We start from the raw sequence: 14,009 nt of genomic DNA on the forward strand, positions 1-14,009 counted from the left end.
ACGTGACTAAAGAACAGAACCCAACAAAGAACCTTGATTTTCAGTCTCCTAGTGATGACACCAATCTTGAAGGAGATTTGAGTGCTGATATAGTCGCTTTGGCAACTAAGGTAGAAGTTCAAATTCAGAAAATAGCAGAGCGACAGCGACAAATCAGCGCCAAAGTCCAAATCCCCCAACCAGTGGAAAAAATTTGGAAGGTTCTGACAGATTATGAAGCCTTACCTGACTTTCTCCCCAACCTCGCCAAGAGTCGTTTAATCGAGCATCCCAATGGTGGAATTAGACTGGAGCAAGTAGGCTCCCAGCGCTTACTAAATTTCAACTTTTCGGCGCGGGTGGTTTTGGATTTGGAAGAATGCTTCCCCAAAGAAATTAATTTTCGGATGGTAGAGGGAGATTTTAAAGGTTTTTCTGGTAGCTGGTGTTTAGAGCCTTATTCCCTTGGTGAATATGTAGGAACAAATCTTTGCTACACAATTCAAGTTTGGCCTAAACTTACGATGCCAGTGGGAATCATTGAAAACCGCCTGAGTAAAGACCTACGATTGAATCTTGTTGCTATTCACCAACGTGTAGAAGAGTTAGCTAGCAAACGACCGTATGTATAACTAAACGTTCATTCAGGAATAATCATGAATGACCGTTTTCATTTATCAACTCGTAGAAAGATACGCTTCTACTTCTTAAGTACCCCCAGGGGAATTCGAATCCCCGTTACCTCCGTGAAAGGGAGGTGTCCTAGGCCTCTAGACGATGGGGGCATTGGACTCAGACCTTTTATAAAATAACTAATTTCCCAACTGTTGTCAACAGCTTTTGCGAAAAAAAGTTTGTGGCAGCTAAACTGGGTGGAGGCTAAAGCTTGAAAAGGATACAAAGAGATGGAGACACAAAAAGAATTTCGTAGAAGCTCCTGTGGAAAGCCGCAGGGTGCATCAGCGTCTGATGCTGGAAACTTCGAGAGAAGCTCAGATAGAAAAAACGGTAAATTCTGCAAGGGACAAAAGGGTATGATGTTGTACCCTGTAGAGTTAATATCTACGATTTTTTACCAAAGATTTTGAAATAAATCGCTCAAAATCTACAACATGGAAGCATCTTTTGAAATTACCCTACAGATGGCGATCGCTGTTTTTGCAGGCATTAGCGCTCAAGTGCTGGCTGCATACTTTCGCATACCCAGCATCGTCTTGTTATTGCTGTTAGGCATATTGTTCGGCTCTGATGGCATAGGGCTATTGCATCCCCATGCGCTAGGCACTGGACTGGAAGTTATTGTCGCCTTGGCAACTGCAATAATTTTGTTTGAAGGCGGACTTAATTTGGATCTGCGAGAGTTAGGCAGAGTTTCAGTCAGCTTACAATTGCTCGTCACTTTAGGAACGCTAATCACACTACTTGGTGGCAGTATGGCTGCCCACTGGCTGGGTGAGTTTCCTTGGAATATAGCTTTTCTCTATGCTTCCATTATTGTGGTGACAGGCCCAACCGTCGTTGGCCCTTTGCTCAAACAAATCAATGTAGATCGTCAAGTAGCAACACTTTTGGAAGGTGAAGGGGTTTTAATTGACCCTGTGGGAGCGATTCTCGCCTTCGTTGTCCTCGATACCATTTTGAACGGCGATGCCGATCCAATTAATGCGATCGTCGGTTTATTAATACGCCTGGGTGTTGGTGCAGCAATTGGTGGTGCTGGCGGTTATCTGATGAGCTTGATTTTCAAACGCGCCAGTTTTCTGTCATTCGAGCTAAAAAACTTAGTGGTCTTGGCGATACTTTGGGGTTTGTTTGCCTTATCGCAAATGATCCGCAGTGAATCGGGAGTAATGACAACAGTTGTTGCAGGAGCCGTCTTTGCTAACTCCTCAGTCCCAGAAGAACGACTGTTACGCAGCTTTAAGGGTCAGCTAACAATTCTCAGCGTCTCGGTGCTATTTATCTTATTAGCTGCCGATCTATCCATTGCCAGTGTGTTTGCTTTGGGCTGGGGTAGTTTATTCACTGTTTTGGTATTAATGTTTGTCGTTCGCCCGATTAATATCCTCTTGTGTACCTGGAACAGTGATTTAAATTGGCGACAGAAACTATTTTTAAGCTGGGTTGCTCCTAGAGGAATTGTTGCGGCTTCTGTAGCTTCTTTTTTTGCAATCTCCCTTACCCAGCGTGGCATTAACGGCGGTGATTCCATTAAAGCTTTAGTTTTCCTGACAATTATTATGACTGTTGTCTGCCAAGGGCTAACAGCTGGCTGGGTTGCCAAATGGCTGCAAATCACCTCCAAGGACGTAACTGGAGTAGTGATTGTGGGTTGTAACCCATTGAGTCTTTTGATTGCCCGATTCTTTCAAGAACGGGGAGAAAATGTGGTCATGATTGATACTGACCCCGAATGTCTTGTTCAAGCTGAGGCACAAAATCTGCGAGTGATTGCCAGCAGTGGGTTGGATGCTGCTGTTTTAGAAGAGGCAGGACTTGCCTCGATGGGCACTTTTTTGGCGATGACAAGTAATGGCGAGGTGAATTTTGTTCTGGCTCAACGAGCAGCCGAGGAATTTAAGCCCCCGCGCGTCTTAGCTGTTTTCCCCCGCGATCCGCAAGCGAGTATTTCGGTTAGTAATAAAGTTAATCAAGCTTTTATCCCAGACTTAGCGATTAAAACTTGGAATGAATATTTAAATGATGGGCGAGTTAAACTGGGGACAACTACGCTAAATGAGCTAGAATTTTCCACTCAGTGCGATCGCATTCAAGAAAAAATTCGGACTGGGGTGTTGATACCGTTATTGGTAGAACGAGAAGAACGCTTACAGGTAATGCCAGTTAACCAAGATTGGGAAATTGGCGATCGCATTATTTACCTATTACATGACCCCAGACCTAGCCTTTTAAAACGTTTATCTGGTGCTACCCAATCCACTCCCCTCTCTCTAGAAAAGTTAGCGGAGGTTGAAGACCTATCCCTCGTCCAATTGTCCGCTAGTGAGGCTTCTGGGGGATGAGGCAGGGGGGCAGGGAGCAGGGGAGGCAGGGGACAAGGGAGAAGATGCTGTAATTTCCCAGCAATAGAGGGTTTCAAAGGAAATAAATCTATTTATGCTTAATGTTAAATGTTTATTTCAAGATGCATGGCACAAGAAATAATCCTTCCAAAATCAAGCCCCTAAATTTATTTATGGGCTTTTCTCCTTGCCCTCCTGCTCCTCTTCTTTGACTCTTTATTAGCTTTAGGAAGGAATAAATTCACCTTCTGGTGGTTGTTGCAAATTACCAATTTCTGGTCTTGGCGCTTCTTGATACATTTGCCATTCCTGCCACAGTAAAGCAGATAAATGCACGATGGCAAGAATTAGCGTCGCCACCGCAATTAAATAACTGTGTATTGTGTAAAGGTGTTCGACAGTAACTGTATTAATCGCTCCACCCCCAGTTAGAATTTCGCGCAGTTGTCCACCAATAAAAGGAATAGCTTCGATTGTTCCTAATTCAATATTAAAACGCCAATATCCTACTTGAGTCCAATCTAAGATCATCGCTGTCCAGTCCAACCCGATCGCACTTAAGGTCAACAAGATCCCGCTAACCCAAGCAGTCAGCCAACTCTTACGGAATTGGCGACCTAAAAACATCACCACAAGTTGAATCAGAGCGATCGCAATTACCGCGTTACCAGCAATGTTATGCGCTCTCCAAAACAACCACCCGTATGGTACTTGTGTATTAATCATCTTTAAGGAGTTATAAGCACCGCCTGCTGTCGGTTCATAGTAAAAAGAAAGCATTACTCCCGTAGAAACATAAATTAAGCACAAAGTCAGAATCACGACTGATAATATCGTTGCTATTCGTCGCATAATCCTATCGAACTGGGTGCTTTGCATAGCTCACCCCTCCTGTTCTTAACTAGGTATTTATTCCTTTCTAATTTTAACTAAGAAATATTAATATATGTTTCACTTCTCAAATAAAAATAAATTTTTTTAATATTTCCGATAAGCTAATTAGCCCAATGCCCTTTATCAGTGCTGAGTAAGGAGTGAGAAGTGAGAAGTGAGAAGTGATAAACAAACCAATGCTCAATGCCCAATGTTCAATGCCCACTTGCCCTGAGCGGAGCCGAAGGGATGCCCAATTCGCAATGACTAATGACTCAAATATTGCACCCAAGCTTTTAAGGGTTCTGGTGAGCCATACCAAATTCCAGGACTTCTCGGAGAATGTCTCACACCTTCAATTACCAGATTTTCTGCGCCTTCCAGATGAGCAGCTTCAATTGGTGTGATGCCATCTCCCCAAGTGTTGCCCTTACCACAGGTTAATTGGTAACTACTGTAAGCTAACCAGCTACCACGCCGCTTTTGGCCAAAGATAGTTTTACCAGCCACACAAACGTAACGAACGTTTTTATAAAAAGCTCCTGGGTAGTTATTGGTGACAAAATCTAGATTTGAGCGTGTCCAGCGTTCTTGGCTAAGATGGGGTGTACCCAAGGTGATGAGAGTCGCAACCAAAGGATGCGCTTTCCAAAGCGAGGGTTTAGCGTTACTGCCTACCATATAAGGCTTTTCTCCCATGTAGATGCGGGATATCCAACCTCCGGCTGAGTGACCAATTAAGTTAACTTGGGTAGCATTATATTGCTGCAATGTATGCTTGATTGTCAGGTCGAGTTTTTGTAGAATCGGTGTTACAGGTCTTCCGCCAATAGTTGGTAGCCAGTCGCGCCGTCGCAGTGGTACTGTAACCGTGGGAAAATCTAACTGTTGTAAGGATTGTTCTAGTTGGCGGTAAGCGATCGCGCTTTCTAGATATCCCGGTACAATAACTGTCGGTAACGGCATTTTAAATTTTTGAGGCAATGATTGAAGGTTTGAAACTTTTTTACAAAGAAGTAGTCAAAAATCAAAAGCTATAATTGCGATCGCACAGCTGAACTCCTTTTATAAAAACCCAAATAGCTTTGGTGGGGTTTAGGACTAGAATGTCAATAAAATTGTACAATTTACAACAGTTTTCAGGGCTGCTGATGTGGTAGTATTCTCACATAGGGACTAGTCTCGGACAAACAAATGTGCCATCTGTTACAGAAGCCTAGTTGACTGGAAAAGCGTAAAAAAACAAGGCGACTTCAGCAGATGTTTTGATTTACTCAGACTTGTATCTTGACTTAAATTTTAATAAATATCCCAGATATTAATTTTAATTGTGTGCGTCATAAAAATAACAAATCAAAAGTAGTAATTTTTCAAATATCTCTTTAGTAAGCTCAATTTGAAGATATGAACCAGCCTTATTAAACAATTACAAACCTGAATAAATGGCAATTTTGGCGTTTTCGTTGCCATGAGAGGAAATTATTATTTCCTTAGAGGGATGCATATATTGTGATATTTTGCAATATAGTCGGGAAGAGAAAATCGTTAGTCAACTGCAACTGAGCCGAGTGAACGATAACAACTATGTCTTACGTCTCCTTGTTTAAAAATATACCAGAACTCTTAAGCCAGCCAATTGGGATAGCAGCTATAGCTTCTCTTGGTATCCACGGTGCGATCGCTATGATTGTGCCATTGATGCCTATGGATTCTAGCAAACCCAAAGATACAGCATCATCAAAAAGCGTTGGGCTTTTGGAATTGAGCCAAGCGGATCAAAGTCGTTTGCCAGAAAGCACCCCCAAAATTGGTTTACAACAACTTCCTCCAATAGCGCCACTTTCTGCCTCTAACTTTAGCACTCAAACTGGATTGCCCCCATTGGCAGCACCGCCATCCGGTAGCCAGCTAGTACTGCCTCCGCTACCCCCATCATCGAATAACTATCGAGTCTCCTCATTGCCTACAAGACAGTCTTTGCGGATGATTCCTAGTGATAATTTGCGATTTGATGCTTCTAAATTTGACAACTCTAAATTCAATAGCAGCCCCAAATTTACTCCATCAGTTCCTCGTGTAAATGTCACTGATACCAAATTCGAGGCATCTAAGCCGTTAAACGTAAATAGATTGCCAGTATTGCAGTCGCAGCAAATACCTAATGATATTCTGCAAAATGCTCAATCTCAGAATCTCTCTAACACTAATCCTATTACACCAGTACAGGGAAATATCGCTCCGCAAATAACGCAGCAGGTTAATAACGTGTCTAAGCCTATGGCTCAAAACCAGCTCATAAATTCTTTAAAACAAGCTCCAAGGGCTGGGGATAGCTTAACCTTAATTAGGGGAACCACGCCACAAGCGCCTGATTTATCTCGAAAAGGGACTGAGTTGGCAATTGCACAGCTAGATTCATACGCAAACCTCAGAAAAGAAGTTCAGCAACAATACCCCAATGCAGAACAAAAGCCAGTCATTCGCCAAACATTACCCACAGATAAGCCAAATCTTCAAGGCTCTGTTTTGGGTGTATTAGTGGTAGACCCTGATGGTAAGGTTCTAGATATCAAATTTCAAGACAAGCTAGTTTCCCCGGAATTGCAATTAAAAGCCAGGGAATACTTCAACAAGCAATCCCCGAAGGGAGATAAACAGGTCAGTTCCTATCCATTTAACCTACGTTTCCAAAACAGCACTAGCAACAGCACTGGGACTACTCCATTATCTACACCTGGCATCAATAACAATCAGCTTACCCCTATACCAGCAGCAACTTCTAAACCATTTCCTGATCTGCGAATCAGAAATAACCAGAGCGCGCCTTCATCGACAGGTATTTTTAAACCATTAACTGCACCGGGAGTAAATGGCAATCAGCCTGTGTTAACACCCGCAGCTACCCCCAAACCATTATCTGAATTGCAGATCAGAAATAACCTCACACCTTCATCCGCAACTAATACTTCTGAACCCTTAGTACTACCAAGAGTCAATAAGATTCAGGCTACACCCTCTACTGAATCGGATAAAAAACTAGTAGAACGGTTGCGTGAAGTCAAGGAAAACAGAGACAAGTCTAATCCAGAAAAATAATCATTTGCTGGTGATTTGGGATTAAAAACTAAGTAAAAGGGTGGTTATAAAACGCATCTATCTATACAATTAAAACCCACTTCCGTGGGTTTTAAATTTTCTTTGGTCTGCTTCCTATAGATAAGTTTGTGTAGCCGCGAGTTTTATTCACTTTGGCTCTAAGTTAACACGTATGAGTATTGCTGTGCCCGTAAGAGCGCTATTATATTCCATACAATTGAGAGCTAGCTTACCAGCCTTGTTCTGCATTCTGAAAAACGTAAGCAGCTACCTCCAGGATATCTTTAGCACTTAACTTTCCTTTAAAGGCAGGCATGGCATTTTTACCATTTTGGACTTGGTGGATAATCGCCTCGATTGAGTCGCGATCATAATTTTCTAGGTATTTTGACAATGCTTCCTTTTTCAAGGTTTTCTGGCTAATAAGGATATTACCGCCACCTATATGGCAAGAAGCGCAGTTAGCCTCGAAAATTTTAGCACCGTTGGATGTTTCGGCAGCTAGTGCTGGACTAATAAATGTCAATTTGAATAGAGCGATCGCTATCATTAAAATTAATAAAAGTATTCTCAAGAGAATTTCCTCGCAACAAGCCTCCAGCAAGAGTATAAACGTGATTAATCCCTGATTAAGTCAAATTTGATCAAAATTGGCGGTAACGAGTTATCCCTCAATCGCTACAGGTTGTTTAGCGTCTTGGGATGGGATAAGACTCGTTACCGCCATTTATCCATTTTGTGCGTCACTCTAGGAGGGTGGCGTGTTGCTATGAGGTAATTTCACAAAAGAGAAATCATCTTGTGGCAATGAGGACGTTTCTAACCTTGAACAGTAATTTTACCAACCATGCCAGCACCACGGTGAGGTTCACAGTAGAAGGTGTAATCACCAGCAGGTGCGTCTGCGGGGAAAGTGGTTGTTTCCTTTTTACCAGCAGCCATCAGCAAAGTCTTATGAGAAAGAGATTTTGCTAAAGCGGCATCTTTAGCGGGGTTTTTGCCAGGATCAAACACAACGTTGTGGGGAGGAACTTTATTATTTATCCATTCAATTGTGTCACCTGGTTTAATTGTCAACTTTTTGGGTTCAAATGCTAGCAGTCCTTTATCAGTACCCAATTTCACCTGGTAGGTTTCAGCCGAAGCGCTGGGGGTAAAAACTGCAAAGCTGCTAACAACTAAAAGGATTGTCAACACAGCTAAACTAAAGCGTCGCAAGCTTGCCGAAATCAATTTCATGGCTCTCTCCTAACAAACAATTTTTTTTCCTTTCTCATTTTAAATAAAATCAACACCAAAGTATGACAATCTGTCATAGATACAATTTTTTTTTAATAATAGGGAGCAATTTATTGCAAAAAGCTGGGTAATCAGTGGGGAATGGGGAATGGGGAAGAAGCAAGGGAGCAGGGAGCAAGGAGCAAGGGAGAGTACTTTTTCCCTCTGCCCCCTGCACCCCGCCCCTCTGCCTCTTTATCTATTCCCAATGCCCTATTCCCAATGACTCAGTTCCAGGATTTAGTAATAGATTTTTCCGCCTCCCCACTTAGTGCCAACGATTTTGGGTTGTAAGAGAATATGACCAGCGATCGCTTCCAAGTCATCATCCGTCAGATTTCGCATTGCTGTGAAAATATCTGCACTCTTGATACTGGGGTGGATTTCGGAAATCTCTTCTTCTCCGTCGTAAGTAGTAGGATTTTTCAGGTAATCCACCAAGCCTTCAATGTTATTACGGTTAGGTGTGGCCAGTGCCAGATCGTCTGGAGTCAGACCTACGTTCTGGTTTGTCTTGGTAACTCCCCCAGCATGACATTGGGCGCAAGCGTAATTAAATAAACGTTTGCCTTCTTTGACTTGTTTCAGGCTAAGTACAGTGGTTTCACCTTGAGTATTTAATGGCACTGTTCGGGTAGCTTTGTCCAATTCCACTGCTGTCGCGCTACCGACAAGCAACTGAAACGAGAGTAAAACAGTGGCCACAACAACGCCAATTAGTCTTCTAAACATGTTTCCCCTTAAAAATTTTGACGCTCAACACAGCTAAGAAAGCGGTTCTCAATCTCCAAGCTGCTAATTGCTAATGACTCATTGTTTTTTGTCATTAGCTATCAATGATTAGCTAAAGCCCAAGATCACCCGTTAGGTGTCCTCGTCATCACCCACCAAGTCGCTAGTACCTTTTGGGTGTGTTTCAAACGATATTTGGGAAATAATTGCCTTTGCATCTTCTAACGCCAAACGGGTCTTTTGGTGTTTGTAGGCGATTCCCAGTTGGTTGCACAGAGAAAACACTTTTTCTACAGGTATACTGTAGTCGGCTGCTATCTCTGCGATCGATAGGTCTGCAAAACCCATAATGCTTGTTAACTGATAGATAGAGATTGAGTCGCTGTAATACCAATATCACGTTAGGAGTGCAATTTGTTGCCCAAAATACTGTTTGGGGAATGGGGAACTTGTACTGAGCGCAGTCGAAGTATGGGGAATGGGGCATAGGGAATGGGGCATGGGGAATAGACAGACAAGGGAGACCAGGGGAATACCCAATGCCCAATGCCCATAGCTATTAACCTTTTCCCCCAGTGAAGGTAACGCTTTGAATAAAGTAACGATTAAAAAAGGCGTAAATACCTAAAGCTGGCAGGGTAAAAACCATAGAAGCTGCCATAATGTAGTTCCAATAGCTAATGTATTGGCCTTTGAAGGTATTCAGCCCCAAAGGGAGGGTAAACATTTCTGGGTCAAATAGGATAACTATCGGCAGTAAAAAATTATTCCAACTCCCCATGAATACAAAAACTGCCTGTGCTGCTAGTGCTGATTTTGCTAGAGGTAAGACAATATGTCGAAAAATTCCCAAGGTATTTAAGCCATCCAGTTGAGCCGCTTCTTCTAGTTCTTTAGGAAAATTAACAAAAAATTGCCGCATCATGAAGATAAAAGTGGCATTCACGATGCTAGGTACAATCATGCCTTGATAAGAATTCAGCCAGCCGATCGCTTTTAAAATCAAAAATGTGGGAATTAGGGTGATTTGCGCTGGTACTGCCAGCACTGCCAAAATTAGAAAGAACCAAAAGCGCTTGCCCACAAAGTGTAGTCTTGCCAAGGCATAACCAGCCATTGAATTTAACAACAAGTTTAAAAGGGTAACGCTAACGGCAATTACCACACTGTTGAACAACCAGCGCCAAAATAACGGTTCTTGGAGAAAGATTTGCCTGTAGTTGTCAAGAGTAAAATTCTTGGGGAGAAAGTTGGGTTCACTACTGACAATCTCTGTTAGCGACTTAAATGATGCTGAAAGCGCCCAGAGAAAGGGAATTAGGGTAACGATCGCATAGAGTGTCAGCAAGACGTATAGCAAGACTTTTAAGCCAGAGATTTTAGTCAAATCCGTTCGCCTCCAAAAATTCGCCGTTGAATCAAAGTGATGGCAACGATCGCAGCTGCTAACAAAAATGCGATCGCAGCTGCATATCCCATTTGTAAATTCCGAAACACAGCTTGGTAAATTAGCAGCACCACTGTTAAAGTAGCGTTGTTTGGGCCGCCAGTACCGCCAGAAAAGATGTAAGACTGGTCAAAAAGCTGAAAAGTCCCAATCACCCCCACTGCTACCACAAAGAAGGTTACAGGCTTAAGCAAGGGAAGGGTAATGTGGATAAATTGCTGCCACCCATTTGCTCCATCGAGTTCCGCTGCCTCATAAAGTGTTTGGGGTATATCTTGCAAGGCGGCCAGATAAATCACCATGAAAAACGGCGCAGTTGACCAAATGTTCATGATCATAATGCCTTTGAGCGCAACAGCTGGATCGCCCAACCAGTTATAAGTAGGTAGCCCTACAAAAGCGAGAAAATCGTTTAGTAGCCCATCGGTGTTATAAATCCACATAAAGATCAGCGTCAGCACTGCTGAAGAGGTGACTGTGGGCAAAAAGTAGAGGATGCGCCACCAGTTTTTACCGTAAATCCCAGAATTCAGAGTTAGCGCCAGAATTAAAGCTAAGACTGTTTGAGTTGGCACAACAATAGCTACGTATTGTGCTGTATTTCTTAAAGCAATCCAAACCCTTTCATCTTCAGCTAATCGTGTGAAATTCCGAAAACCGATGAACTCGTACTCAATACCGCCGAGAAGTCGGACTTTTTGCAAGGAAAGAAAAACGGCGTAGAGAATGGGTAAGACTACAAAAGTCCCCAAAACTAGAATGGTGGGCATCATGAACATATACCCAGCCAAGTCTTCTGTGATATTCCACCTGGGGTTACTCCGCCGCCTGTTGATTGCAAACACTACAGAACCTCCGTTTAATCTCGCACTAACCCGGCTGTAGCGATGGGTTGTGCATGATTATTGATCCTACTCCTGTAAAAAAATATTTAACCTCATTAAATTAAATTTCTATTTTTGGAAAGCGTAGACACAAAACGGCGATTTCCAAGATATCGGTTGTATGAGTTAGCTGCTTATGTAATTTAGGGAACTATATATTTAGCTTCCTATGGGGATGCTAATTAACCCGACTCAAGCAAGAGGATACAAAATGTCATATATAACCTACTTACGTTCGATTAAAAGTGAACTCCAGAGAACTGGAAAAACTCAAAAAAGCCTACGGGTAAAAACTATCATAGAACAGTTTGGCTACCAGCGTAGAAGTCAATCATTTATAGATGCTTTTAATACTGCTCTTGGTGAATTGGGACTTTGTGCAAATCCTTGCTTGGATTTGTATATTCCGCTAGATACAAAAATTGCTATTTCTATTAAAGGTGTAGAAGCAATAAATAAAGTATCTGAATCAATTTCAGTTAAACTACAAGAGGCAATTTCAGTTAAACATGATTTTTTCTACTACTTGTTTGATTTTGGCTCTGAGCAAGAATATGAACGATTCCAAGCGTGTTTAGATTCTCATCAGCCAGTAGGTATTTTTTTAATTCCCCAAATAGAAGACTTCTTTTCTGATATTGTTGTCAAAATATTTAATTATGAATTAATTAGAAAGTATCAATATAGCGGTTATAATACTATACCTAAAGCTGGTAATAGGAAAATTCCTACAACTATTGTCTCAGAAGAAAAAGATTGTGAAGATGAACAAGAAAATCCTATCTCTGATGCTAGTATTTTTCAGTTTTATCGCTCAACTATGACCAGTATTATACTTGGTAATACTGGTTTAGAATTGCTGGATTCGGAAAAATTCGATCAGCAGTTTGAACAGATATCTTTATCTGCGAATAAATATAATTATGAACAGTTTTTTATTTTATTTCATTGTCCATCAGTATTAGAAATCCAAGCTCATCAGCAAGAAGATGCTTTAGGATACTTGGTAGATAGAGTTGCCAGTAAAATTCCTTTTACTTTTACTCTCAGGTGTAAATACCCAAATGAAGCTTCTCTTGAGCATAAAGAAGAAGTATATGCCCATTTTCGTCTACTTTTAGAACTTCCATATTATCAAATAGAGGAAGATGACGCATCTTTGCGAGATTATTTTGTAGATTTGCAAAAAGCTCAAATACAGGCTGAATCACAGCTATTATTGAAGATAAAGCCCGAACATTTTTACAGCCTGAAGTGGCAGCAAGAAAGCAAAGAATATATCTATCTCAAGTATTTTGCTATTAAAAGTTTAGAAAGTCTAGGATATGAATTGTCTAATATTGGCTGTGAAGTTGAGTTGACTTCTAGGGATGAGGAAACACCTGATGAAGATACATCAGATGAAGATGAAGAGTATCAAAGTGAAATTATAGAAGTCTATGTAAAAAATCAGGTAGTAGTTGAGATAGAAACTCTCAAATACCAAGAATTTCAGGATAATAATCTCTTTTTAGATCCCCTTAAAAGAGTTTTGAGAAAATCAAAAGTATGGCCAAATAAGCTAGAAAGTCTTTGGTTGGTAATTCCCGGTTTTGAGATTGCCCGCAACTATTACCAACTCAAAAAAGCTAAGGAAATATTAGAATATAAGTTATCTGGATATTATGGCGATCGCTTCCAGGTTGTAATCATGGCTCCTGATTATGAAAAACACCAATTAGTCCCAGTATCATTTGATTCTATTGAATATCCATCTTTTGAGTATGGGGTTAAAAAACCTAGTTTGTTACAAGCATATCCAGTCACTAACCGCGTTAAAGAATTCAAGCTTGACTTTAGCCAAGTAAAAGGACTAAACGAAGAAAAAGACAAATTAAATAAACTCCTCAAGTTGCAATCTAAGGGACATAAGGGTTCAATTGGTGGAATTCTTTTCTATGGATTACCTGGATGTGGTAAAACTCTACTGGCAAATGCCTTTGCTAATGAGTCTGGCAGATATTTCTTTAAATTCTCTCCTGCTGATATTGTCAGTGTTTGGATAGGTCAAAGTCAAAAAAATATTCGAGATATCTTTGCTCAAGCTAAGAAAAAAGCTCCTTCCGTTTTATTTATTGATGAGTTAGACAGTATTGGGTTTAATCGTAATGAAGACAACGCCCACACAGACCAAAAAGCAACTATTAATCAATTACTCATCGAACTAAATAATCTTCAAAATAGTGACGTGATTGTGATAGCTGCTACTAATTATTTGAGTGGTATAGATAGTGCTTTGAAACGTTCTGGTAGATTGGATTGGAAGATTCCTATCTTTCCACCATCTCAAACAGAAAGAATAGAGTTATTCATACATTACCTGTCAAAAATTGATATGAATCAGTTAGTTAACTTTGAAATTCTGGCAGAGAAAAGTATGAAGTTTACGTCATCAGATATCGAGTTAGTTTGTCGGGAAGTTAGAAATGCTATTCTTCTAGAAGAAATAAGTTCAGCTTTAACAACTTCAGATGTGATTACTTACATTAATAATCTACAAGATGGTGGTTTAAGTCTTAACCAAGAACAAGTCAAGGAATTTATGGAAGAGTGTAAAAGAATGAGTGTGAAGAATCCTAAGCTAGAAACTCTGAAATTAGAATGGGCTTTGTATTAGCAATAGCTCAATAAAAATGGCGTAGGCGTAGCCCGCACTTC

At 41.0% G+C, this 14,009-nt stretch carries 12 protein-coding genes and 1 tRNA gene; 4 read left to right on the forward strand and 9 right to left on the reverse strand.

What is annotated here, in order from left to right; genetic code table 11:
• Positions 1-2 precede the first annotated feature (2 nt).
• Positions 3-611, forward strand: a complete 609-nt coding sequence (locus FBB35_RS24750) for an SRPBCC family protein (protein WP_174711832.1) — start codon at positions 3-5, stop codon at positions 609-611.
• A gap of 80 nt (positions 612-691) precedes the next feature.
• Here FBB35_RS24750 and FBB35_RS24755 read toward each other — a convergent pair.
• A tRNA-Glu gene (locus FBB35_RS24755) sits at positions 692-764 on the reverse strand.
• A 327-nt stretch (positions 765-1,091) separates the two neighbouring features.
• On the opposite strand from FBB35_RS24755, the gene FBB35_RS24760 reads away from it, so the two are divergent.
• Positions 1,092-3,002, forward strand: coding sequence for a sodium:proton antiporter (locus FBB35_RS24760; RefSeq protein ID WP_174711833.1), 1,911 nt, complete (start codon positions 1,092-1,094; stop codon positions 3,000-3,002).
• Between the two features lie 225 nt (positions 3,003-3,227).
• Here the strand turns inward: FBB35_RS24760 and FBB35_RS24765 are convergent, their stop codons facing one another.
• Positions 3,228-3,881 (reverse strand): cytochrome b N-terminal domain-containing protein, encoded by a 654-nt coding sequence (locus FBB35_RS24765; RefSeq protein ID WP_174711834.1) that lies wholly within the window; start codon positions 3,879-3,881, stop codon positions 3,228-3,230.
• 261 nt (positions 3,882-4,142) lie between these two features.
• Positions 4,143-4,841, reverse strand: a complete 699-nt coding sequence (locus tag FBB35_RS24770) for a triacylglycerol lipase (protein WP_174711835.1) — start codon at positions 4,839-4,841, stop codon at positions 4,143-4,145.
• A 618-nt stretch (positions 4,842-5,459) separates the two neighbouring features.
• On the opposite strand from FBB35_RS24770, the gene FBB35_RS24775 reads away from it, so the two are divergent.
• Positions 5,460-6,971: a hypothetical protein gene (locus FBB35_RS24775; protein WP_174711836.1), complete on the forward strand. Its 1,512-nt coding sequence runs from the start codon at positions 5,460-5,462 to the stop codon at positions 6,969-6,971.
• 229 nt (positions 6,972-7,200) lie between these two features.
• Here the strand turns inward: FBB35_RS24775 and petJ are convergent, their stop codons facing one another.
• From petJ to FBB35_RS24805, 6 genes are all read right to left on the reverse strand, one after another.
• Positions 7,201-7,545: a cytochrome c6 PetJ gene (gene petJ / locus FBB35_RS24780; RefSeq protein ID WP_174711837.1), complete on the reverse strand. Its 345-nt coding sequence runs from the start codon at positions 7,543-7,545 to the stop codon at positions 7,201-7,203.
• Positions 7,546-7,790: 245 nt separating this feature from the next.
• Positions 7,791-8,210, reverse strand: coding sequence for a plastocyanin (gene petE, locus FBB35_RS24785; RefSeq protein WP_174711838.1), 420 nt, complete (start codon positions 8,208-8,210; stop codon positions 7,791-7,793).
• A 279-nt stretch (positions 8,211-8,489) separates the two neighbouring features.
• Positions 8,490-8,981, reverse strand: a complete 492-nt coding sequence (gene psbV, locus FBB35_RS24790) for a photosystem II cytochrome c-550 (protein ID WP_174711839.1) — start codon at positions 8,979-8,981, stop codon at positions 8,490-8,492.
• A gap of 132 nt (positions 8,982-9,113) precedes the next feature.
• Positions 9,114-9,329 carry a hypothetical protein gene (locus FBB35_RS24795; protein WP_012409317.1) on the reverse strand — a complete coding sequence of 72 codons (216 nt, stop codon included), beginning with the start codon at positions 9,327-9,329 and terminating at the stop codon, positions 9,114-9,116.
• 211 nt (positions 9,330-9,540) lie between these two features.
• Positions 9,541-10,368, reverse strand: coding sequence for a carbohydrate ABC transporter permease (locus FBB35_RS24800; protein ID WP_174711840.1), 828 nt, complete (start codon positions 10,366-10,368; stop codon positions 9,541-9,543).
• Entirely contained in the window at positions 10,365-11,273 is a 909-nt protein-coding gene (locus tag FBB35_RS24805; protein ID WP_174711841.1) for a carbohydrate ABC transporter permease, read from the reverse strand. The genes FBB35_RS24800 and FBB35_RS24805 overlap by 4 nt, the downstream gene beginning before the upstream one ends.
• 250 nt (positions 11,274-11,523) lie before the next feature.
• On the opposite strand from FBB35_RS24805, the gene FBB35_RS24810 reads away from it, so the two are divergent.
• Positions 11,524-13,968, forward strand: coding sequence for a 26S protease regulatory subunit (locus FBB35_RS24810; RefSeq protein WP_174711842.1), 2,445 nt, complete (start codon positions 11,524-11,526; stop codon positions 13,966-13,968).
• Positions 13,969-14,009: the final 41 nt, after the last annotated feature.

The organism is Nostoc sp. TCL240-02 (assembly GCF_013343235.1).
Classification (GTDB): domain Bacteria; phylum Cyanobacteriota; class Cyanobacteriia; order Cyanobacteriales; family Nostocaceae; genus Nostoc.